Source organism: Paenibacillus sp. FSL H3-0333, from assembly GCF_038002805.1.
Classification (GTDB): domain Bacteria; phylum Bacillota; class Bacilli; order Paenibacillales; family Paenibacillaceae; genus Paenibacillus_AQ; species Paenibacillus_AQ silagei.
The window spans coordinates 3,450,654-3,473,745 of record NZ_JBBODG010000001.1 but is presented as its reverse complement, the minus strand read 5'-3'; the positions used below and the strand labels follow the sequence as shown (position 1 = coordinate 3,473,745).

Here is a 23,092-nt window from a genome sequence, read left to right as displayed (position 1 = left end):
AAAGTAAAATCCATAGCGCTTTTTACAGCCGGAGTTATAAATAAATCCATTTTTTCAATTAATTATGTATATTAATACGTCAAAAAGGCCGCCCTAAGGCAGCCTGTATCCCTTGCTGCGGATTACCGATTGTTCGGGTCTGCCGCTTGGCCCGAGGCTTTGCGCAGCTCATTCGCCAGACGGTGAAATTCTTTTCCAGACTCTGCATTACCTGCAGCCATATAAGCCGCTTGAAGAAAAGCAATGATCTTGCCCGCATCCTCTTTCTTCATCATATAGTCTTTTCCCTCCCCGTTTACATTGCCTGGTGCAGGAACCGCAGCAGACTGTGTGCTCCACCAGCCCGCCTCTCCGCTGGACTGGTTGAGGTCCACATTCACCCCGTGAACCGGCTGACCCAATCCCTTGGGGCCGTTGTCGTATTGATAAATGTGGATACCCTCCGCTTTTCGGCCTTTACTCCAGGCATACGTCTGCCAAAAGCCGGTGCAGGCCTTAGCGGCCATTGCAGCTTCAATAACGGTCACGCTCCCGTAGACACCCGACTGGTAATTCCGGGCGGCTTCTCCTGCTGCCGTAATATACTCTATCACCGTATCCATCTGTTTTGCAGAGGCATCGAAATCAACGGCGAAGTAGATCCGGCTCCCGGCAGGTTGTCCAACCGCAAGGGCCGTCTGTGCGGCAATCGCCCCGTCTGTCAGACCGGCTGCACGGCCTCCCAGCGCACGGCTGGCGGTCGTTTCATACACAGAGACAATTTGCAGCCCCGAAGCGCTGATGGCAACCGCCTCCGCCTGGGTTAACCTTTTCCAGCCGGAGGGCACGAGGTAACGGCATACGAATTCGTAACCATCCTCCTTGAATTTCTTAGCCAGTGTACGTGTTAGCGGTGCTGCGCAATCAAAGCCTTTGGCCATTCCCCCATCTCCTTCTTCCTGTCTGCTACCCGATTAATATTTTCATCAAAAGTCCCGCTGCGGCAATACACATCCCCACGCTGCTAATGATCGTGCCCACCAGCCAGCGCTGATTCTCCCCTTGCCTGAGCTTCAATCTGGACAGCTCATCCCGCATCTCATCCATCCGTAAATGCGCCGATTTGCTGCTCTGCATGGCCTCAAGCGCAATATCCCTTGCACTGTTCATGATGTCAAGCTTGGTCTCTACCCGGGTCAACCGTTGAAGGATTTCATTCATGTCGTCTGGCATATCGTACCCCCGCTAATGGAGCTGGCTGATCTCCCGTTAATGAATAGCCCCAAGCTGCAACCACTGACCCGGCAGCAGCCTGGAAGCCGTGCAATGCTTACTTAGCCGATTACGGTTCCATCCCTGCAATCAGATTGCCGGAGGAGTAGGCCGTAATTTTGCTGGTATCTGTAAAGCCCGTTGCCTGTCCATTGAAGGAATAATCATTGGTCTGATTATAATTAGAGAAATCCGATTTCCAGAACCTGCACTGAATTTCTACAGTTTCTCCCGGCTTCAGACTTCCGGCACCGTTGGTGAAGCCGATTTCCAGATAATAATCACTGCCGGTTTTGCCTGCTGTCTTCTGGAAGCTTCCCGTAACATAGGACTGAATCACCCTGGTATTCGAGCCGGATACTCTGGCATAATCCGTATAGAAACTCTGGAATCTCTCTCCATCGACGGTGTAATAATATCTGAGCTTGATGCTGGAGAGCTGTAAGGTAGACTTACTGGTATTCTCAAAGGATATTCGCGGAAAAATCGTATTCGTCACGCTGCTTCTGCTCGCATTATACGATTGAACCTTGAACGTCTGAGTAACAGTTACATTCTGCACCGCCGTCGATACATTACCGTTAACATCCGTGGCCGTCCAGGTGACCACTGTTATTCCTAACGGGAAGCCGTCAGCCGGAGCATCATTCTTCAGCACAACTCCGAAGATATCGCTCGCTGTAGCTTGGCCCAGGTTCACAAGCGTCTTGGTTCCGGTTGCCGGAGCAGCAACATCTGCCGGAGCTTTCAGCACTGGCTTCGTCGTATCCACCACCGTAATCTTCTGCACGCCCGTGCTGACATTGCCATTCGCATCTGTAGCGGTCCAAGTGACATCTGTGGTTCCCAGCCCATAGCTCTCAGGCGCATTACTGGTTATTGTGACTTTGAAAATATCCGTCCCTGTTGCCACGCCGATCTCCACTGGAGTTTTCAGCGCCGTTGCTTCCACCGTCTTGTCAGCCGAAAGCTTCAACACCGGCTTCGTGGTATCCACCACCGTAATCTTCTGCACGCCTGTGCTGACATTGCCGTTCGCATCCGTAGCGGTCCAGACCACTTCGGTCACTCCCAGCGCATAGCTCTCAGGCGCATTACTGGTTATTGTTACTTTGAAAATGTCCGTCCCCGTTGCCACTCCGATCTCCACCGGAGTTTTCAGCGCCGTTGCTTCCACCGTCTTGTCAGCCGGAAGCTTCAACACCGGCTTCGTGGTATCCACCACCGTAATCTTCTGCACGCCCGTGCTGACATTCCCGTTCGCATCTGTAGCGGTCCAGACCACTTCGGTCACTCCCAGCGCATAGCTCTCAGGGGCGTTGCTGGTTATTGTGACTTTGAAAATATCTGTCCCTGTTGCCACGCCGATCTCCACTGGCGTTTTCAGCGCCGTTGCTTCCACCGTCTTGTCAGCCGGAAGCTTCAGCACCGGCTTCGTCGTATCCACCACCGTGATTTTCTGCACACCTGTGCTGACATTGCCGTTCGCATCTGTAGCGGTCCAATTGACATCTGTGGTTCCGAGCGCATAGCTCTCAGGGGCGTCGCTGGTTACCGTTACTTTGAAAATATCCGTCCCAGTTGCTACGCCGATCTCCACCGGAGTTTTCAGCGCCGTTGCTTCCACCGTCTTGTCAGCCGGAAGCTTCAGCACCGGCTTCGTCGTATCCACCACCGTGATCTTCTGCACGCCTGTGCTAACATTTCCGTTCGCATCCGTAGCGGTCCAAGTGACCTCAGTTGTTCCTAGCGCATAGCTCTCAGGCGCATTACTGGTTATTGTTACTTTGAAAATGTCCGTCCCTGTTGCTACGCCGATCTCCACCGGAGTTTTCAGGGCTGATGCTTCTACCGTCTTGTCAGCCGGAAGCTTCAACACAGGCTTCGTCGTATCCACCACCGTGATCTTCTGCACGCCTGTGCTAACATTGCCGTTCGCATCCGTAGCGGTCCAGACCACTTCGGTCACTCCCAGCGCGTAGTTCTCAGGCGCATTGCTGGTTATTGTGACTTTGAAAATATCCATCCCTGTGGCCACGCCGATCTCTACCGGCGTCTTTAGGGCGGATGCTTCTAGAGTAATATCAGCCGGAAGCTTAAGAGCAGGTTTGACCGTATCCACAATAGTCACCTTCACGATGCCCACTGCGGAATTTCCGCTGCTGTCTATTGCTGTCCATTTTACAATCGTAGTTCCGATAGGGAAATTTGCGGTTAGGGTCTTCTCAGAAGTGATCGCGCCATGCTCTCCCGGAGCATCTGTGGTTAGAGTGACCGGGAAGAAATCCAGCGCCGCTGGCACTTCCAGTTCTACCGGGGTTTCCAGAGCCGTTGCTTCCTTGGTCAGCTGCAGTGGTCCTTCGAATTTCAGCAAAGGCTGTGTCGTATCTACTACGGTAATCCGCTGTACCCCGGTTACCTCGTTACCATTGATATCTTTGGCCTTCCAGGTAACTGTCGTTGTTCCCAGCGGATAAGCAGCCGGAGCATCCGATGTCACCGTCACCTTGAAAATATCCGTAGCCGCTGCTTGACCGATCTGCACCGGAGTCTCAACAGCCGTTGCTTCCACTGTCTGATCCTCCGGCACTGTTAGCGCCGGTTTCGTCGTGTCCACGACCTTAATCTTCTGCACCTTCGTTGTCACGTTGCCGTTCGCATCGGTTGCCGTCCAGATCACTTCTGTTACGCCCAGCGGATACGCTTCCGGGGCATTATTCTTCATCGTCACCTTGAAAATATCCGTGGCCGCTGCTTGACCGATCTGCACCGGAGTCTCTACAGCTGTTGCTTCTACTGTCAGATCCTCTGGCACAGTTACTGCCGGCTTCGTGGTGTCCACAACCTTAATCTTCTGCACCTTCGTTGTCACGTTGCCATTCGCATCGGTTGCCGTCCAAATCACTTCTGTTACGCCCAGCGCATAAGCTTCCGGGGCATTATTCTTCACCGTCAACTTGAAGATATCCATGGCAGATGCTTGACCGATCTCCACTGGAGTCTCAACAGCTGTTGCTTCCACTGTCTGATCCTCCGGCACGGTAAGCGCCGGTTTCGTCGTGTCCACGACCTTGATCTTCTGCACCTTCGTAGTCACGTTGCCGTTCGCATCCGTTGCCGTCCAGATCACTTCTGTTACGCCCAGCGCATAAGCTTCCGGGGCATTATTCTTCACCGTCACCTTGAAGATATCCGTGGCAGACGCTTGACCGATCTCCACTGGAGTCTCAACAGCCATTGCCTCCACTGTCTGATCCTCCGGCACGGTAAGCGCCGGTTTCGTCGTGTCCACGACCTTGATCTTCTGCACCTTCGTAGTCACATTGCCGTTCGCATCAGTTGCCGTCCAGATCACTTCTGTTACGCCCAGCGCATATGCTTCCGGGGCATTATTTTTCACCGTCACCTTGAAGATATCCGTGGCAGACGCTTGACCGATCTCCACCAAAGTCTCCACCGCCGCCGCTTCTACCGTCAGATCTTCCGGTACAGTAAGTACAGGCTTCGTGGTGTCCAAGATAGTAACCTTTTGCTTGCGCGTGGATACGTTGCCGTTCACATCCTTCGCTGTCCAGGTGACTTCAGTCACGCCAAGCGGATAGGAAGCCGGAGCATTGCTGCTCACTGCGGCAACCCCGAAGATATCGGTGACCGCAGGCACCGGCAGCTTAATCTGCATCGTCTGTCCGGTGGCCTCTGCAATGTAGTCCGGAATTTCAGCGATGGCTGGTGCAGTGGTATCTGTTATCGTAATCGTCTGCGTTCCGGTACTGAAATTGCCGTTCGCATCAGTCGCCTTCCAGGTGACAATGGTCTTGCCGAGCGGGTAGCTGGCCGGAGCATTGCTGACCACCGTGACCGGGAACAGATCCGTAGCCGTAGCCTTGCCGATTTGAACCGGAGTATTTACTGCGGTAGCCTCCACACTGATATCCTGCGGAATCGTCAGGATGGGCAGCGTGGTATCTACTACGGTCACCTTTTGCTTGCCGGTGGTTACCAGACCGTTGGCATCCTTAGCCGTCCAGATTACCTCAGTAATGCCTACTGCATAATTCTCGGGAGCATTGCTGGTTACAGTGACCGGGAAAATATCCGTGGCTGTGGCCTCTCCAATCATTACTGGAGTTCTAATCCCCGTAGCCTCAACCTTAACATCTGCCGGGATAGACAGCTTAGGCGCAGTAGTATCTTCAACCTTCACCTTCTGCTTCGCGATTGCCACATTGCCGCTTGGATCACTGGCCATCCAGGTAACCAGCGTGGTGCCGACCGGGAAATCAACCGGAGCATCGTTAATGATCTCAGTCTCGAACAGATCGAAGACCACCGGCTCACCCAGAGCGACCTTGGATCTGACCGCCGTAGCCTCTACCGTTAGATCCTCCGGTGCTGTAATGACCGGTTTGGTCGTATCTACGATCTTGACCTCTTGCGTACCTTTAGTTGCATTGCCATGCTCGTCCGTAATCGTCCATGTTACTTTGGTAGTTCCGAGCGGGAATTCCGCCGGAGCATCATTCTTGACTGTCACAGCAAAAATTTCTGTAACCACCGGCTGGCCGATGTCTACCTTCGTTTTTACTCCAGTGGCTTCTGCCGTTATACCGCCTGGCAGTGTAACCAGCGGCTTCGTCGTGTCTACGATCTTCACGGTCTGCGTTGTCTTGGTGGTGTTGCCATTCTCATCTGTAGCCGTCCAGGTAACGACTGTTGTCCCGAAGATGAAGCGTTCCGGGGCGTTATTGGTTACTGTAACACTGAAAATATCCTTGGCAGACGCTTCCCCCAGCTCCATTGGAGTCTTAATGCCGGTTGCCTCGGCGGTGATGTCTCCAGGCACAGTTAGCTGTGGAGGCGTTGTATCTGTAACTGTAATCTTCTGCACTTTCTCGGTGACGTTGCCATGTTCATCTGTGGCGGTCCAGGTAACCATGGTTACACCCACCGGATAATCCGCCGGGGCATCCTTGGTTAACAGCACATCGAACAGATCGCTGGCTTCGGCTTGCCCAATATTCACCTTCGTCCGTCTAGCCGTAGCTTCTACGGTAATATCCTTCGGTATTGTCAGTACAGGCTTGGTGGTATCGGTAATACGGATCAGCTGATCTGCTGTAGAGATATTCCCATTCTCATCCTTGGCCGTCCAGCTCACCTTGGTTACGCCCACCGGGTAATCCTCAGGCGCATTATTCGTAATATTCACCTTGAAAATATCTGTGGCCGTGGCCTTCCCCGGATCTACCACAGTTCTTCGGCCTACAGCTTCTTTTGTAATGTCGGCCGGAACCGTCAATAACGGCTTTGTTCTGTCTACAATGGTGACCTTCTGTGTTGCTGTAGTTACATTGCTGTTGGCATCGGTTGCCGTCCAGGTGACGGTAGTCGGACCAATAGGGAATTCCTTCGGCGCGTCATTCACCACAATAACCGGGAAGATATCCGTAGCCGACGCTCCGGTGACCACAAGCGGCGTTTTAACCGCTGTAGCTTCCACAACCATATCTCCCTGCACGGTTAGTACCGGCTTTGTCGTATCTTTTACAGTAATTCTCTGCACCTGTGAGGAGGTCAGTCCTACCGGGTCCACCGCTGTCCATTTTACGGTAGTTGTCCCGATCGGATAGTCTGCAGGTGCATCATTTGTCAGGAGAACATCCGGGACCGAGATATCCTGAACGGAGGCTTGTCCAATATCGGCAGAGGTACGTACTGCCTTCGCTTCCATCGTAATATTCGCCGGAACAGTAATGACCGGGACCGTCTTATCAATCTTCACTTCGGTCTTCTGTACAGCGGTCACGTTGCCTGCATGGTCAACGGCCCAGAACTCCAGAGGGATAATTCCCTCCACCGGGACGTCAAAAGCAGCCGAGCTGCCTGCCACACTCTGTTCTTCGCCATCAGCTCCGAGTCTATAATGGATCTCCCTCACTCCGGAATGGGCATCTGAAGCGGTAAGAGAGACCGTAACATCTGAGCTGTTCCAGCCCTTCTCATTCGCTTCAGGACTGAGAATACTGGCGATCAGCGGACCGCTCTTGTCAATTTGTACCACTACTGTCCGGGGAGCTTCTGCATTCCCGGTTCTGTCCACAGCCCAGTAGCTGACGGTAGTCGCTCCTTCCTGTTCCAGCTCCAGCGCCGCGCTGGAGCCGGCAGTTCTCACTGCTGCATTCTCACCCAGCTTGTAATACACAGCGTCCACACCGGAATATGCATCTTCAGCGGTAAAATGCAGCGCAACCTTTCCCCGGCTCCAGCTGCCTGGTTCAGCGCCTGTTACAGCTACTTCTGTAACCGGAGCGCTTTTATCAATATGGATGGGACCGAAGGTTGCGATGGAATAATGGTTCTTATCCTCATCACTGGTAGCCGCACTGTCAACAGCCTTGCCCGTTGCCGTCTGACCTGCTCCTTCAGCGGTGAATTTCTGATCCGGAGTCAGTGATTTGATCGCTGACAACGTATCCTCTGCCGTATAATGTACAGTCACGGATTGACTGGTCCAGGTCCCGGCAATATAAGGCGCACCGTTATCCGTCACCGCCGTGGCCTTAATGGAAGGCGGGGTCGTGTCGATCAGGTTAGAGCCTACGGCACCGACCTCTACCTTGAAGGTGACCGGCTGAAGACCGGGAACGGTAGCTTTTACCTCCATGGTCTTAATGACCCCGGTTCCCTTCGAATAGACCTGATAGCCTTCACCAATATAACCTGTATAGTTGTTAGCCGCAGATGCATATCCGTTTGCATCCGACACCACTGTAATTCCAGTACTGTTAAGCCCGCGCATGACCGCAGTAATTGTACTGTCCTCCGAGACGGTGAAGGTGACGGGAATACCCGGCAGCGGATTACCCGCCAGATCCTTGACCGCTACCACCTGCGGAAGCATAAAGCCGCGCCCCCCTGGAACCACACCCGAGGCCTGCGACAACCGGATCTGCTGCAGCAGCGGCGATACCGCGCTCATCGACCCCTCGACATTACTGAGCGCCATCAGACTCATCTGATAGGCTCCATGATTTAGGATGACTCCCAAGGTAGGATCTATCTCATACACCGATTGATACACGGAGCGATAGACCGAATCCTTAACTGTTGCCCCCCGTTGAATCTGCGGCTCCGGTACTGGCGGCTCTGCCTCATACACTGCTGCAGAGGCAGTGTCCGCTTCAGGCCCCGGAACAATGTTACGGGCTAATATTCCTGACCCGAACACAGCGCCTGGCGCCAGCATCAGAATGAGAAGCGAGAGACACAGCCATCTGCTGATTATGCCCAACCGTCCTTGCTGAACAAGCTTGCATTTCCTTTTCGAATGTTTCATCATACATCCCCTAACTTTTTAGTAATGAGCACAGTGATCATGGTGAAGCCTGGACCTCCTTTACTAATCAAAGGGAAACCCGGACGTGTTTTTACAACTGTTTATTCCGGTTCACACAAACTTCGATTTTCGTTTCGAGCCAGGCTTCGAGGTCGCCGATCACAAGACTCAGCTCCTTCCGTGCGGTTTCTCCCAGGATCGCTATCGCCTTCTCTTTAGCCAGCAGAAAAGATTTCCTCATCGCCTCCGTGTCGAAACTGCCTTGTTGCTTGAGCGTCTCCACGAACGTCTGATTGACGGCGATTACGGCGGATTCAACAGCATCCCCCGCCCGCTGAAGCAGGCTGTTCACTGCCTCATTCTCGATTCTCTGCTCAAGCCCGGCAATTTCCCGCTTGATATAAGCAATTACAGACCTCGCCAGCAGCCCCAGCAGCGGAATAATCAGCGCGGTCATCAGGGTGCTCATCATCTCAGGTGTTACATAGTCACTCATCGCCATCGCCTCCTAAATGGGAATTTCGACAATCTATTGTCTTGTATTCTCGTAATACTAGGTAATCCAGAAATAATTATTACAACTTTCGCAAGAAAAATAGTATTCTTGTAAATTTTTGTTTTTGTCAGTTGTGGAATCTATGGAATATTTTACTTGTTATATGAGAGGATCAGCGATTGGTTAGGTCAGGCCTGGGGGAACAGGCTCCGCTGGACCCTGGAATGAAGGTACTACTGAACATGGGGAGGAAAATTCATGGTTACCTGTGATGACGAATTAGTTGAAACCTGCAGGAAATTATTAAAACGCTCAGCATGGAGAATCCAGTACAAGACTCGCATTCAGCTGATAAAGGAAAGTAATCCGCTCTACGATAATGAATGCTACGACAACAGCTTTGAAAGTATGGTCGTTTCTGAGTTGTTCGTTGATGAGCTTCTGGATATGCTACCATGGGCAAAATGCAGGTATATTATCAAAAGAACAGTCATAGAAGGAATGGCCGAACAAGAAGTAGCAGCCGAGCTGCAAATGACTCAACAGGGGGTTAGCAAATGGAAACGCAAGGGACTGGAAGTCCTGAAGGAAAATCTTATCCATTCATCGAGACCGTAAAAAAAGCACAAAGCGGAGATAAAGCGTCCATGGAGGATATCCTAAGCCTGTTCTCGGTGGACATCGAATATTTATCCCGGTTCATTATGCTGCCGCGGGAAGAAGCCATTCAGACCTTAAAGATTGAACTCATAAATATTGTTTATCAGGATTTGTAAAATCAAAAACAACAGTATTTGCTTCGTACATAAGGGTATAGGAAAGCAGCAGAAAAAGAGGGAATTCATTCGGAGCCACCCGAATAGATTCCCTCTAGTATCGTAACCGTCACTCATACCTTAAATAACACAATAATCTCAGTAATCAGAATCAGTCCAGCCGCTGACACGCCTAGCGAATTAATAATGGTCAGCGCATCCGGGTAGTTCTCCTTACGGAACTGGGAGCAGAGTGACACCGTCCATAACACGCTGAAAAAAAGTCCGGTGCTTCCGCAGCCCCTCTCGTTCAGAAGCCGCCTTCTGCGCCGAAAGAATCTGCCGAGCCCGGCAAAGGTAAGCACCATATAAAGGATAAGCTCAGCGGATGAAATCACAATCACCTCACCTGCAGATAAGAGATGCATCAATGCATACTGAAGGCTAAAACCGATAAAGACAAGCATGTTAAAGGAAATCTTGTGGGTACTCAAGCCGTCTTCCTCCCTTTGCGTATAAATGAACACGATCATTAGATAACGCTTACATTATAATTGTAATCGTTTTCCTTTTCTGTGATTTATGACGCTTTCGGCCTATAGGAAGATATGCTTTGCGGGTCTTCCCGCCCCCAATATGCACGCAAAAGAACCGGGCTGCTTCGAGAATAGCCCGGTTTCTTCACTGTATTACACCCATCCCTACTTCAGACTCATAAAGCATTTAGATAATCAATAACGGCCTGCGTTCGCTGATCCCCGTTCTTCTCTACAAGCAGCAGGAAATCATCCAGCTCCGTCAGCAGCCTGCTGCCCTCGATTCTCTCGGGGCCTGCCTCCGACAGTGTATTCTCATAAGCGATGGCTGCCTTTTCAAGAATGACCTGTGTCTTCTTGTCGAACAGCGGTGTCTTGGGCGTGCCGTTGAACACAATCCGCTTGGCCCGCACTAGCGCTTCTGTCATCGCCGCAGCACGGTTAGAGGTCTTATACGTCTGCACAAAATCCTCGTATTGCACGGCCCGCTCTATGACCTGGTACCAGTCCACCATCAACCTTTCACCAGCCGCCACCGGCTGCTCCGACTCTGTCGCCATCAGGTCGATATAGACCTGCAGATCCTTACTGACATAAGGTTTGAAGACTTTGAAGTTCTTATAAGGAAGGGCGGGCACGAATCCGCCATCCTGCACCAGCTTGTAGCCCATCCCCTCCAGGTCTTGGAGGACCACACGGACCTCGGCCTGTCTCACCTTGGAGCGTGCGAGCGCCATTGGCATCCCGGTCGTATATATGTTCTTGATATTCAGTTGAACGACAGGCGCATTCATACGTTTGGTTGCCGTAGGAAGGTAAGCCTTTAGTGCATTCTCCAGATGCAGTACTGCCAGATTCGCTTCGAGCTGCGTCATCTGGCCGATCCGGTTAACCAGCGTAGCTTGGGCCAGGCCAAGGGACGAAGGCTTTTGCAACCTCTGTTCGAATAAAGCGAAGGCTGTAGTAGGCTTCACCGCCGCTGCCTCGATCTTCTGCGGGAAAGCGCCAAGAACGGTAATTCCGGTACCTGTGAACAACATTGCAGAAGCAAGTACGGCTGCCAGGTTTTTGGTTAATCTCTTCGGCCTCATAGGCACACCCCTTCAATAAATAGACGTAGTGCTTATATTTTACCATACATTAACAACCGGGTTCACGGTCATAGACAACCCGATTATATGATCGCATAATAATAGTATGAAATATTGTCCATGAATAGGAGAATCATCAATGAACTTATCCGAACCTTTTACAACCAGCCGTCTCCACTTCCGCTTACTGAATCAGTCCGACATCGACGCGGTCTACCGACAATTCTCGGACCCGGACATGTGCAGATACTTCAGTGAGCCGCCCTGCGATTATACTGAAGCCATTGAAATCATTGAACATTACGCCCAGCCTGAAGGCAAAGGCCATCACCGCTATGGGATGTTTGACCGGGAGACCGGTTCCTTCATTGGCACCTGCGGCTATCATTATTGGGACGCTGAGCGGAAGCAGGTAGAGATCGGTTATGACATCTGGAAGGACTATTGGGGGCAAGGTTATATGTCGGAGGCCCTGCCCGTACTTCTCGACACGTGCTTCACACAGCTTGATGTGGATTGCATCTATATCCTGACTCATCCGCATAACGCTGCTTCGATGGCAACTGTGCGAAAGTTTGGGTTTGAGGTGTGTGCGCCTTGCAGGGAAGTGGAGGAAGAGCCTCAGGTGTGTATGAAGCTAATGCGGGAGAACGCAGCTGCTGCCAAATAACAAGTGGAAACGGATTTGCCGTCCTTTTAAAGGACGGTACCGTTTCAACGAGAAGGGCTCCCTCCCCCATGGAGCTTTTCCAGATAATCTGTCATTTGATAGGACATATATAGCCTCAGTACCTGATCGATCTGGCGCAAATCAAGCTGAATCAGTTCGTCGATCTGGCGTAAACGGTACCGCAGGGTGTTGCGGTGGACGAATAGTGCGTCGGCGGTTTTTTGCAGCTGCTGGTTGTTCTTCAAATAGCAATAGAGGGTATGATACAAGTCGGCATGATGCTTCTCATCGAATACACGCAGGACCGTAAGCGCCGGATGGGTGACATCCCGGGAATCATGCTGCGCATGCGGGGACAACAGATCATACAGCTGCACATCAGCATACAAGATGCGCGGTTCCGCAGGCCAGACGATCCGCCCGATCTCCAGTGCCTTGAGCGCCTGCAGATAATATTTGCGGCAGTCTGTAAGGTCGGTGAATTCCCGGCTGATCCCCAGACGGAGCTGATGGCTGACGAGAAATTCCCGCAAGCTTGGATCATACTCTCTTGACCTGGACGATGCAGTATCACCCTCACTGACCCCCACCATATATTCATGGTAAAAAATCAGGCGCTCTTCCCCGAAATACAGGTGCAGCTGATCCCTTAAATAACCAGTGTGTTTGCCGGAAGCGGAAGCCTCATACCCCGTAAGCTCCAGCACCAGAATAGACAATCTGCCCTTAGGCAGACGCACTCCGCTCCGCAGGCTCTCCTGAATAAGTACCGGTCCGTTCTCCTCATTCTCCAGTAATCCATAGATCAGCTCTTCATATTCCGCCTGGCTCGAATTCCGGTAAAAGCTGTTCTTCGCCAGCTCCGCTGCCACCAGCCCGGCCGTAAAACCCGCCAGTTCATGATCCTTCTGTTCAATCGGGCGTGTATCGCCCAGCACAATCACATTCCCGACAGGCTTGCTGCCGATCCTAATCTTGGCAACCAGCTTGGTCACCTGGCTTCCGTTGCATTCCACTTCGTAAGCCTCCAGCGACTCTATACCGGTCTGCACACTCTTCAGTTGGTGAACGGCAGCTATGAAATCATAGGAGCAGTAGCCTTTGTGCAGATTATCGCTCCAGATGAGATCGGTAACCCCGCTACAATCCGAAGAAGCCAGAACCTTATAGCTTACATCGATGATAATTACCGGATTGCCCATCAGCTCTGCCGCCGCACAGACGATTGCATCCAGTCCTTTGCCGGCGACACAGGCCTCAAGCATTCGGCCCTTAGCCTGCTCCCGTTCAACCTCTTCCAGGAACAGCCCCCGGGTCTGATTATAGAGCTCGAATACATCTTCCTCCGCTCCGAATTCCATACAGTTCTGTCTGCTATACATCTGCTGACGCTGACCTGAAGCTGGCTCCACAATGTCATTAATTAGCATCAGACTGGCCTGCTCCACCCCTTCTGCGTGATCCGGTAATCCGGACCGGTAGCCCACATAGATATATTCAGGTGCAAAATGCGTCAGGTTCCTCGTAATCAGCATCGTATCTGAATACGCTGTCGTTAATGCTTTGTTCCACTGGATATGTACGGCTTGCTCCGTAAAATGTCTGCTAATCTGTTCAAAGGTAACACTCATCGCTCTCACCCCCTTGATTATTATAGTGCGCCACGCACAAAATTCCCATTTATTTTTATATTTTCCATATATATAATCACTGGAATAGTCATGTTACATTATTCGTGACCCTATATCACAGGAGGAGATTCAGATGAGCAGCTTCGTAAAAGATGTGAATGAGATTACCAAAAGAATCAATACACCTACGACTTTCTATAATGCCGAGACACTAACTGTCTATTGGGAGACTTCGCCCGAAGTAATCCGCAGAATTCTGCCCGCCCCGCTTACGCCGGGTCCAAGGCCGCTTGTGCATGCTTTTGTAGCCAACTATCCCCGCACCAGCTTCTGCGAGCCTTACCGTGAAGCTGCGGTCTTCGTTCTGGCATCGTACAACGGGCAACCGGGCACCTACTGCCTGTCCATGCCGATCAGCGATGATATCGCGATGGGCCTGGGGCGTGAGATTTACGGCTTCCCCAAGAAGATGGCCGACATCAGTCTCCAGAAGGAGGATCACCATATAGCAGGCAGCGTCTCACGGCGGGGCACTGAATTCTTCCACGTAGAGGCTGCACTTAGCGGTAAAATGAATGCCGTAGACGGACAGCGCATCATTTCTGAGCATTATGGTGACGGACTGCCTGTCTTCAATATGAAGTATTCCAAGTCTCCAGATGGACGCGGATTCGATCTTGGACCGCTGCTGATCCGGCAGACAGCCTCAATGGATATCAGTGTGCGCACGGCGGCAGAAGTAGAGATTCACCTGCATGACTCTCCGCATGACCCCTGGGCCGAGCTGGAAGTCGTCCGTATGCTGGGCGGAATCTACACGGTCAGCAATACCGTCCTTGAACGCGGTGAGGTCCTGACGGCTGTAGATCCTGAACAGTTCCTTCCCTACTCCAACTTGCGCTGGGATTGGTGGAATTAATGGAGGTGCGCCGGTGAGAAATCCATTTGATTTGAGCGGAAAAGTGACGGTGGTGACGGGCGCAGCCGGGGGAATAGGGGGGGAATTGGCTCAAGCTCTGGCCGGGCAAGGGGCGGATGTTGCCCTGCTGGATGTAAGAGTGGACGAGCTGGAACCGGCGCGGCAACAGATTGAAGCCCAGGGCTGCCGGGCGCTTCCGCTCCAATGTGACGTAACCCGAGGCACGGAGATTGAATCGGCGGTAGCAAGCATTCTGGAGCATTTCGGACGGATAGATATCCTGGTGAATAATGCCGGAGTTGCATCCACAGGCTCTGTCGAGGAACTGGCGGAAGCGGAATGGGACCGGGTGATGGATACCAATGTGAAGAGTATTTATCTCATGTCGAAAGCTGTGATCCCGGCCATGAAGGAACGCAAGGCGGGCCGCATTATTAACCTTGCTTCCATCTGCGGTGTGAAGGGCAGCAAGCAGGCCGCCCTGCATGCCTATAATGCCTCCAAAGGCGCAGTCGTGAATCTGACCCGCGGCATGGGCGCGACCCTTGCTCCTTACGGAATCACAGTGAATGCGATCGGACCCAGCCTGTTCCCCAGCCGGATGACCCGCGCACTCTACCAGGACCAATTTCTGGAGCAGTATAATTCGCTATGCCCCATGGGCCGGCCCGGCAACCCCGATGAATTGAACGGCGCTGTCCTCTACTTCGCCTCGGATGCTTCCAGCTACACGACAGGCCAGACGCTGTATGTGGACGGGGGCTGGACAGCCGTCTGAGCCAACCGTACCACTGGTACGCTATCCTCTGCGTATCCGCCGCATTATCGCCGGAATTGAATAAGGAGTTGTCTTCATAGCCATGAAATGGCTGTAAGACAACTCCAGCTTTTGCAGGAAGAGATCCTCCTTTATCCAAGGGCCGCTTCAGAACAATTCCAGCAGCCCATCCAGCCGGTCAATCACATAATCATGACTGCTCACTTCACCGAAGCCGTATCTTGCATATACAAAAGGAATCCCCGCGAACCTGGCCGCCTTCCTATCCCCTTCTGTATCGCCTACATAGACAGGACTCATCAGATGATTTCTGTCCATGACCAGCTTAATATTCTCTCCCTTGGACAGTCCGGTTCTCCCCGGATTCTCGTAGTCTGTGAAATACTTCTGCAACCCATGATACGCATAAAAGGCCTCAATGTACCCCGCCTGGCAGTTGCTTACGAGGAACAGCTTATATTTAGCCGATAATGCCTGAAGCACCTCTTCCACCCGAGCATACAACCCTCCGCCTTGTTGCGACAGAACGAGACACTCCATATCACAACATTCATCCATAATCTTCTGCCGGATCTCATCATCTGCATCAGGGAACAGCCTTCGGCCAACCTCCGGCACCGGCAGCCCCATAATTCCCTGTAAATCTTCTATAGTTACTTCATTTGCAGCTCCCTTATAGCTGCCAATCACATGATTCCATCCTGCCACTACGGTCTCCGTCGGGTCCCATAACGTACCGTCCAGATCAAAAATAATACTATCCATTTCGCATTCCCCTCACATTTTACTTTTACTCAGACTTAATAAAGCTCAGAATACTATCAATTGTACTCCGATCAAGTCCCGATAACCAAGCAATGGTATCATTCTCTTCTCTTGTAATGGCCAGAGCTACTATTTTCACCGATATACTGTAAATCTAACGCACTACACTTCCTTACGCATAATTTAGACTTCATCAAATTCCCTCATTAATTTGTAAAAAGTGTTCTTCTTATACCAAGTCTATTCATAAATTCTACAGCCGAAAAATCGTTACTCTTCCAGCTCTCATAATTGGTATCCATTATCTTCTTTGTCCAAAAGTAAGAGTGTTCAAGTTTATTTGCGGCCGCCCCAGGTGCTTCCCTTTTTTCCTTGCTTCAGCGATACCTTCAGCCTACGCCTGCTTAGGACGAATATCTCAAAAAAATATTGTTTAAAAAAAATTTAAAATTCCAAGGAACTTTTTCCCTTTTTTGGCGTTTATAACTATAAACGGCATTACAAAATATGACAATGGGAGAGTGGCAAATTGAACTTCAAGAAGACTTGGTTGATTGTCGGAACGTTCGCTCTAGGCTTCAGCTTAATGGGAAGTGCTGTTTCCGCAGAGACTAATTCAGAGAAGAATGCTGATATTCAAATTAAAGCTAGTGATATCCAGTTTTATAATGTGCTTCCTGGAAAGTCAGCAGAGGTGAAGGAAAAAGCTCTTATTGAACACAAAGATGCTATCAACTTGGTTGAAAACCAGTTGAATAAAGATGGTATCGCTATCAAAACAGACTTAGACAATGTGGAATATCAAAAATATGTACTCTCGTTAGGAACTTCTTTTGAATTATTCTCTGCAGAGGACATGAAAAAGATAGTTGAATATGTAAAATTTATTGATTGGTATGAAAACTATGAACTTAATGTACAATTGAAAACATATCAAAATAAGCTTAAAAACAACGTAACACTCTCCAATGCAGAACTTACTAAATTAAATGGTCTTTTACCGATTCCTTCAGATGCTCCTTCTACTGCTCCATCTACAGCCAATAACGAAACAACAACTAGTAGCGAAACAAACTTTGATTCTTTCGCAACAGACGAGGTTAGTCCACTAGCCGTTTCCGCAAACGGATATGACAACATAGCAGCCCGTGACTATGCTTATAGTTGGTGGAACAAAAGAAATCCCACGTATTCAACATATTATGCTGAAAAAGCAGGCTGTAATGTAGCGAATTCATCTTGTTGGTCGCAATGGAATGATTGCACTAACTTTGTATCCCAAGCGATTTATGCAGGAGGGATGAAATTTAGAACAGGTTCCCACGTAACTGCTGATGATGCTTGGAGGTTCGGACCTCTTATGCCTACTCACACGTGGGGAGGAGCGCAAAATTTCTATAAACATTGGAGTCAAAGAGCTGGCGTTGCATCAAGTGTGACCGCTCTACAAACAGGTGATGCCGTAAATGCGGACTTTGGAGCTGATGGACATGTCGATCACACTGCTATAATCACAAAAAATACAGGCAACAACAATAATAATAAATTCTTAACCCAACACACAACTGACAAAAAGGAAACTAGCACACTCCAAGATTGGTTTAGCGCTGGCTATACAGTATATGGATACGAAATGGACAAAGCTAGTAACACTGGTAACTAAGCACAACGTAAAACAACGCCCCCTTTACAAAGTAGGGGCGTTGTTTTCTTGTCTAGTCCTCAAGGTTCGCAATTCCAGCATTTAAACTATATATAATATAAAAATGATTCCATTGCTGCATAGTGACTATTTCTTCCCTACCGTCTTTAATAAAAAAATAACCCGATCCCTCCTGTTGAGTATATCCCCACCCTTCTCGTTCCATGCGTGACTTTAACAGTTCCTGTGGATCACCCTCTTCTTTCGTGAGGTAGCGCTCTCGGCCAGGCATATCGCTATCTATCCGAATAACAGATTTACCGGTTGATTCTAAACGATACATATGTTTCACATTATTATATCCAACGTTATTGACGTATAATGCTCCTAACACGACTAAAAGGACAATAGCCCCAATAAAGCTAAATAAAATGATCTTCCATTTCTTCTTCATCCGTTCCCCTTCCCCCTTAAAAAATTGTTTTCATCTTATTTTTAAACGGAAGCGGGCATCACTTAGTTACCAAAAAATTCGATTTGTGCAGAAAGAACGTTCCAGTCTACATCGGGGTCAATAAGAAACCCTCAACGCTCCAAAGCCAGTTTAAAAGCGTCTGAGTTGAAATTTAGCGGCTCATCAGTGTATTTCTGTTTGACCTCCAGCAACGCCCATTTTCTCGGGAAATCAATAATTCCGTTGATAGCTTGAACAGCAATAAACGTATCATAAGTAACGCGAACTTCCGGATATTGTTCTTTATGTTCTATGGAGCTGCGCCCGGCCCGAACCTCAAATATCTTACGAATGCCTACGGTCTTGCCCTCGTATCCAGGTACGTGATCTCTTACCTTTCAGATCATAGTTGTTGTTCCTCTGGCCCCGCCCAGATCAAATGCACCATATTCAGCGAATAGCTCTCCACTCTAGTGATCTGCATCCCCGACTCCCGGACCAGTCCGAGAATATCCCGGGTCTGATGGCATCCATAGATGCGGTACAGGAGCGGATTCAGCGCCCGTTGCAGTGTAGTGACCACGATGTTAGAACCAATTCCATGCTCCAGGAGCAGGATGGTGCCGTCCGGCTTACACCAGCGGTTCAGCTTCACCAGCAGGTTCAGCGGGTTCTTATAGCTGCATAAGGACAGCGTGGAGACAATGGTATCGAACGAATGCGCGGCAAAGCTCATGTCTTCGATATCTGCACATATACAATCGGCTTCCAGGCGGTACTGTCCGGCGGCACGTCTGGCCTTCTCAACCATGGCTTCACTGAAGTCCACAGCCGTGATCTTGACGCCTTGAGGATAGAACGGGAAGTTCGCCCCTGCTCCGACGGCAAGCTCCAGTACCTCACCCTTCGCAGAACCGATTAGCTTCTGGCGCCAGCGCCGCTGCTTCGGATCATCTCTTTTACGGTCATAGTCCGTGGCCTGCCTGTCAAAAATCCGTATCAGCCTCTCTGTATCCATCCCCGCCGTTCACTCCCCTTCTCAATACAGCCGCTTCTCGTAGCTCTCCTCTATCCCGCGCCGCACCACTTCCTCCGTGAACTCCGCTGCATTCACATGAGCGGCGATGATGGCCGGAGCAGACGGGAGAGTGGCTTCAGCAGGCCAGGTGCCGGGGTTCCAGACCTGCGATCTTTTGAAGGCCTTGGCACAGTGCATATAGCATTCCTCTACCTTCACCCCGATCCCCAGCGCAGGCCGCTTGCCTCTGGCTCTCATCCGATCCAGAATAGGCTCATCCTTAATGATATAGGCTTGCCCGTTAACCCGCAGGGTCTCTTCAAGCCCCGGGATAATAAAAATCAGACCGATATGCGGATTAGCCAGGATATTCAGCAAAGAGTCCAATCTGCGGTTCCCCGGACGTTCAGGAATGACCAGATGCCCTTCATCCAGCACCAGCACCGAACCGGGCGCATCCCCGCGCGGAGAGACATCGCATGAGCCGTGTTCATCTGCTGTGGACAGAAATAATAGAGGGGACATCGCTATATAATCACGGCAGTGATGATCCAGCTGATGGATCGATTTGCGCTTCACCACTTCACTCGGGTAGCCCAGAAGCTCTCTAAGCTCATTTTCCGATGTCAGCATGTCATGAAAAGGTTTATTCATCCCGCACCCCGCTTCTGATTATTATGTTAACTGTACTGTGCCTAACGCCAGACCTGCATCCGTTCATCCAGAGTGGAAGTATGCAGCTCCAGCTGAATTCCATCCGGGTCCAGGAAATTCACCGACCAGCCGGTTCCCCGCTGAACAGGTCCTCTGACGATCTCAACGTGATGCTTCTGCAGGATGCCGACAGCTTCCTTGAAATCATCCTCTGCGATATAAAAAGCTACATGATCCATCCCGGCGTATCCGCCTATAGGCTCCTTCGTAACCGTTCGTTCAAGCAGACACACCCAAGCGTTCCCCCACTCCAAATAGGCATCTATTCGGCCATGATGTCTAACGTTCATCCCCAGAATACCATGATAGAATTCCAATGAAGCCTGAAGATCGCGTACCTGGAGTGTGATGTGACTGAATCCGGAGACTTTCATTTGATTAGTTCCTCCTATTCTCCATCCCTTAGTTAACTACAACCATCTCACAAACTTCTTATGTACCACTTCGATCTGATGCCGCTCCGCCCATTCCGTTAGCGCCCGTATCCCTTGATCTTCCTGCTCGGCGAAGCGAAAACAGTACTTATAAGTAACCAGCAGATTGGCTCTGGGCTTTACTGCGATTACGGGTATGAAGTCGCCTTTGATGAAAATCCGCTTAATAGCAGAGGCTTCAATCTCTCTATTCTTGATCTGCAGGGCTTCCGGCCTTATCTCTATGTTGAACGCCCGGTTGAAGGTCAGTAGACGATAGATCATAATTCCTGCAACGGCGATTGCGATTCCGACGACGAGATAGACCAAAAGATACTTCAGCGGAGTAGTTCGGTCAAAGCGAAGGAAATAGCATATCCAGAATACCATAAGAGCCAGCACGCTTATAGTCGCCGGCAATTCAGCAGGACGTTTGCCCTTGAACCCAATCCTCTTCTCCATCTCTATCCCCCTTCTCATTTATCCTGAAGAACAACAAGCTTCTTCTATCATACAGGGAAATGCTGGAATGAGGAAGGGAGCCCTACTCCTTCATCATTCAACACCTCCCATTGTGATGGTTAATCAAATTTATTCAATAAAATTTTTGACTATCCTGCGGCTACAAGATATTATGGAGGGCATAAGGGCTGACATAGATCAGGAGGACGCACCATGGATGTGTTTGCAGAGTATCTGGCTAAGATCGATAATCCGGTCCATCAGGCAACGGTGGAGGAAGTACTCGCCTGGGTGTTGCAGGAGTTCCCGCAGCTCGAACCGAGAATTGGCTGGAACCAGCCGATGTTCACCGATCACGGAACATACATTATCGGCTTCAGTGTAGCCAAAGGGCATATGGCTGTCGCCCCGGAAAAAGCAGGCATGGATCATTTCGAAGAGGTCCTGAAGCAAGGCGGAGTAGATCACACCAAGCTGCTGATCCGCATGAAATGGACGAATCCGGTAGATTACGGCCTGCTGAGACAGTTGATCGAGTACAATATTGCCGACAAGGCGGATTGCACAAGCTTTTGGCGGGTATAGCTGCGGCTAATCATCCGCTCCCGGATACAGAAAAGGACATGCGCGGGTAGCATGTCCTTCTTTTTTGTCACCAAATCACGCCACTGACAATCTTGCGGTGATCTGACACATACGCTCTGAATTTATGCTCCTGTGCGGCATCCTCGAACGATTGCTTCGCAACGAACCAATATTCCTGTGGCCCATAGAACAGCAGATAGTAGCTCTGGTTCTCCCATACCCGGGTGAAAGAGCCCCAGGTCATGACGGACGCGTCCTTCTCCGGACTGAAATTGATCCCCTCTGCATCGAAAAGATATTCAAATTCCTTATTGTACCTTGTATCTGCCGACAATATCTTCGGTAAAAGCAAGGTTCGCATCACGATTGACATTCCCATAGTCAGAACCAGCGTAATCGATATGCCGAGCAAAATGACCGACTGGTTCTGAGTATACAGAATCATGCACACCGCTATAAATACCGCTTGAACGCCAATCGATAGTATAGATTTCCACGAGTGGAAATATAATGCCCGCGCCACCTTGGAAATATGCCGTCCATAATGAAAGCTGATTGTCTCCATCCTGCCACCCTCTATCTCTTCACTTCATCACTTATAGTAGTATAGCATCCAACGCGTAGAAAATCCTGCCCCGTTCACACTTCGCGTGTCTCTTCGGGATGATACAGGATTCGCTGGTAATCCCAATCCTTCGTATCCATATCGCCCAGATACATCCGTTCATGCTCCGGCACAAGCTCATATTTGATTCGAAGCTGCTCCCGGTAGTATTCACCCGGATTCTCCAGATAAGCATAATAGGCAGCCCGGCACGCTTCATGCGCCGTTTGCTCGCCGTTCAGCTGCTTGTGGAGGTTATGCAGCTCTTTGAGCTTCTCCTGTGCATCGGCAGAGTATAGGGCTTCGCCTAATGTAACCTCGCCCAATTGCAGAATATGTACCGTTACAGGAGTATCCATTGTCGTGAAGAAGGTCTTATCTGCAACAAGCGCGTCCAGCTGCTCCAGCGTATATTCTGCGTCAGCAGGCAGGTTATAGACCGCTACCTTTCCGTCCTTGTATATCACAACATCGACCAGGTATACTGCGCCGCTATTCTTCATGAACAGATGGACACTTTTGCCCTCCGTCGTCTGGTAGAACATTTCGCTGTTGACATAGAATTCCGTAGAGGAAGGTGAATGCGCAATCCGGCGCGCTTCACTCTGCTCCTGCTCCCGGTCCGAAATCTCATAGATATTCGTATGGTCCGGGTTCAGCAGGCTCACTGTTTCCTGAATATGCTGGTAATAGCTTGCAGCGTTGTAAGTCCACATTGCCGACTCTACCGTATACGCACCCAGTCCATGAATGGACAGCTGCTTCCCGGAGGGGACTGCCGGCGTTAACCAGCCTGAATTTATTTTGCCGGATAAGCCCTTAAGATCTGTAAGCTCCCAGCAGTTGACCATGCCGTCTTCGTACACATCTACATTAATATAGAAGTAACTTCCTCCGTTATGGATGATTCCGGGAATGGAAGTCCCTTCCACCGTCTTGGTTCTTCTAATCTTTCTCATGTGTAATCCCCCT

Annotated in this window: 22 protein-coding genes; 7 read left to right on the top strand and 15 right to left on the bottom strand. The window is 50.4% G+C overall.

Annotation, left to right across the window (positions count from 1 at the left end):
• Window positions 1-122: 122 nt before the first annotated feature.
• From MHH78_RS15210 to MHH78_RS15195, 4 genes are all read right to left on the bottom strand, one after another.
• Window positions 123-920, bottom strand: a complete 798-nt coding sequence (locus tag MHH78_RS15210; RefSeq protein ID WP_341167879.1) for a DUF1906 domain-containing protein — start codon at window positions 918-920, stop codon at window positions 123-125.
• A 25-nt stretch (window positions 921-945) separates the two neighbouring features.
• On the bottom strand, window positions 946-1,212 hold the full coding sequence (locus tag MHH78_RS15205; RefSeq protein WP_036700963.1) for a hypothetical protein: 267 nt from the start codon (window positions 1,210-1,212) through the stop codon (window positions 946-948).
• Between the two features lie 109 nt (window positions 1,213-1,321).
• The gene (locus MHH78_RS15200) at window positions 1,322-8,587 is read right to left on the bottom strand and encodes an HYR domain-containing protein (RefSeq protein ID WP_341167878.1); all 7,266 of its coding nucleotides are present in this window, start codon (window positions 8,585-8,587) and stop codon (window positions 1,322-1,324) included.
• A 91-nt stretch (window positions 8,588-8,678) separates the two neighbouring features.
• The gene (locus MHH78_RS15195; RefSeq protein WP_076086104.1) at window positions 8,679-9,083 is read right to left on the bottom strand and encodes a hypothetical protein; all 405 of its coding nucleotides are present in this window, start codon (window positions 9,081-9,083) and stop codon (window positions 8,679-8,681) included.
• 258 nt (window positions 9,084-9,341) lie between these two features.
• Here MHH78_RS15195 and MHH78_RS15190 point away from each other — a divergent pair, with 258 nt between their 5' ends.
• A complete protein-coding gene (locus MHH78_RS15190; protein WP_076086101.1) occupies window positions 9,342-9,701 on the top strand; it encodes a sigma-70 family RNA polymerase sigma factor in 360 nt (119 codons plus the stop codon).
• Window positions 9,702-9,730: 29 nt separating this feature from the next.
• A complete protein-coding gene (locus MHH78_RS15185; protein WP_235192101.1) occupies window positions 9,731-9,859 on the top strand; it encodes a hypothetical protein in 129 nt (42 codons plus the stop codon).
• Between the two features lie 113 nt (window positions 9,860-9,972).
• On the opposite strand, the gene MHH78_RS15180 is transcribed toward MHH78_RS15185, so the two are convergent.
• Window positions 9,973-10,332: a hypothetical protein gene (locus tag MHH78_RS15180; protein WP_341167877.1), complete on the bottom strand. Its 360-nt coding sequence runs from the start codon at window positions 10,330-10,332 to the stop codon at window positions 9,973-9,975.
• 218 nt (window positions 10,333-10,550) lie between these two features.
• Window positions 10,551-11,465 (bottom strand): hypothetical protein, encoded by a 915-nt coding sequence (locus tag MHH78_RS15175; RefSeq protein WP_341167876.1) that lies wholly within the window; start codon window positions 11,463-11,465, stop codon window positions 10,551-10,553.
• A gap of 139 nt (window positions 11,466-11,604) precedes the next feature.
• Here MHH78_RS15175 and MHH78_RS15170 point away from each other — a divergent pair, with 139 nt between their 5' ends.
• Window positions 11,605-12,135 (top strand): GNAT family N-acetyltransferase, encoded by a 531-nt coding sequence (locus tag MHH78_RS15170; protein ID WP_076086092.1) that lies wholly within the window; start codon window positions 11,605-11,607, stop codon window positions 12,133-12,135.
• Between the two features lie 44 nt (window positions 12,136-12,179).
• Here the strand turns inward: MHH78_RS15170 and MHH78_RS15165 are convergent, their stop codons facing one another.
• On the bottom strand, window positions 12,180-13,766 hold the full coding sequence (locus MHH78_RS15165) for a PucR family transcriptional regulator (protein ID WP_341167875.1): 1,587 nt from the start codon (window positions 13,764-13,766) through the stop codon (window positions 12,180-12,182).
• A 133-nt stretch (window positions 13,767-13,899) separates the two neighbouring features.
• On the opposite strand from MHH78_RS15165, the gene MHH78_RS15160 reads away from it, so the two are divergent.
• Complete coding sequence (locus MHH78_RS15160; protein ID WP_341167874.1) at window positions 13,900-14,685, top strand: acetoacetate decarboxylase family protein; 786 nt, start codon at window positions 13,900-13,902, stop codon at window positions 14,683-14,685.
• A gap of 13 nt (window positions 14,686-14,698) precedes the next feature.
• Window positions 14,699-15,463 carry an SDR family NAD(P)-dependent oxidoreductase gene (locus MHH78_RS15155; protein WP_341167873.1) on the top strand — a complete coding sequence of 255 codons (765 nt, stop codon included), beginning with the start codon at window positions 14,699-14,701 and terminating at the stop codon, window positions 15,461-15,463.
• 147 nt (window positions 15,464-15,610) lie between these two features.
• Here the strand turns inward: MHH78_RS15155 and MHH78_RS15150 are convergent, their stop codons facing one another.
• Window positions 15,611-16,228 carry an HAD family hydrolase gene (locus MHH78_RS15150; RefSeq protein ID WP_341167872.1) on the bottom strand — a complete coding sequence of 206 codons (618 nt, stop codon included), beginning with the start codon at window positions 16,226-16,228 and terminating at the stop codon, window positions 15,611-15,613.
• A gap of 529 nt (window positions 16,229-16,757) precedes the next feature.
• Here MHH78_RS15150 and MHH78_RS15145 point away from each other — a divergent pair.
• The gene (locus MHH78_RS15145; RefSeq protein WP_083685787.1) at window positions 16,758-17,891 is read left to right on the top strand and encodes an amidase domain-containing protein; all 1,134 of its coding nucleotides are present in this window, start codon (window positions 16,758-16,760) and stop codon (window positions 17,889-17,891) included.
• Window positions 17,892-17,943: 52 nt separating this feature from the next.
• Here MHH78_RS15145 and MHH78_RS15140 read toward each other — a convergent pair whose 3' ends face one another.
• The 5 genes from MHH78_RS15140 to MHH78_RS15120 all read right to left on the bottom strand — a co-directional run bounded on the left by MHH78_RS15140 (window position 17,944) and on the right by MHH78_RS15120 (window position 20,931).
• Window positions 17,944-18,324 (bottom strand): hypothetical protein, encoded by a 381-nt coding sequence (locus MHH78_RS15140; protein ID WP_076086080.1) that lies wholly within the window; start codon window positions 18,322-18,324, stop codon window positions 17,944-17,946.
• Between the two features lie 403 nt (window positions 18,325-18,727).
• The gene (locus MHH78_RS15135) at window positions 18,728-19,342 is read right to left on the bottom strand and encodes a class I SAM-dependent methyltransferase (protein ID WP_341167871.1); all 615 of its coding nucleotides are present in this window, start codon (window positions 19,340-19,342) and stop codon (window positions 18,728-18,730) included.
• Between the two features lie 21 nt (window positions 19,343-19,363).
• Window positions 19,364-19,996 carry a pyridoxamine 5'-phosphate oxidase family protein gene (locus MHH78_RS15130; protein ID WP_341167870.1) on the bottom strand — a complete coding sequence of 211 codons (633 nt, stop codon included), beginning with the start codon at window positions 19,994-19,996 and terminating at the stop codon, window positions 19,364-19,366.
• Between the two features lie 41 nt (window positions 19,997-20,037).
• Window positions 20,038-20,430: a VOC family protein gene (locus tag MHH78_RS15125; protein WP_341167869.1), complete on the bottom strand. Its 393-nt coding sequence runs from the start codon at window positions 20,428-20,430 to the stop codon at window positions 20,038-20,040.
• A gap of 36 nt (window positions 20,431-20,466) precedes the next feature.
• The gene (locus MHH78_RS15120) at window positions 20,467-20,931 is read right to left on the bottom strand and encodes a hypothetical protein (RefSeq protein WP_341167868.1); all 465 of its coding nucleotides are present in this window, start codon (window positions 20,929-20,931) and stop codon (window positions 20,467-20,469) included.
• A 213-nt stretch (window positions 20,932-21,144) separates the two neighbouring features.
• On the opposite strand from MHH78_RS15120, the gene MHH78_RS15115 reads away from it, so the two are divergent.
• Window positions 21,145-21,516: an iron chaperone gene (locus MHH78_RS15115; RefSeq protein ID WP_341167867.1), complete on the top strand. Its 372-nt coding sequence runs from the start codon at window positions 21,145-21,147 to the stop codon at window positions 21,514-21,516.
• A 67-nt stretch (window positions 21,517-21,583) separates the two neighbouring features.
• Here MHH78_RS15115 and MHH78_RS15110 read toward each other — a convergent pair whose 3' ends face one another.
• Window positions 21,584-22,081, bottom strand: coding sequence for a YcxB family protein (locus MHH78_RS15110; RefSeq protein ID WP_076086062.1), 498 nt, complete (start codon window positions 22,079-22,081; stop codon window positions 21,584-21,586).
• Between the two features lie 74 nt (window positions 22,082-22,155).
• Complete coding sequence (locus MHH78_RS15105) at window positions 22,156-23,079, bottom strand: DUF7638 domain-containing protein (RefSeq protein WP_341167866.1); 924 nt, start codon at window positions 23,077-23,079, stop codon at window positions 22,156-22,158.
• Window positions 23,080-23,092: the final 13 nt, after the last annotated feature.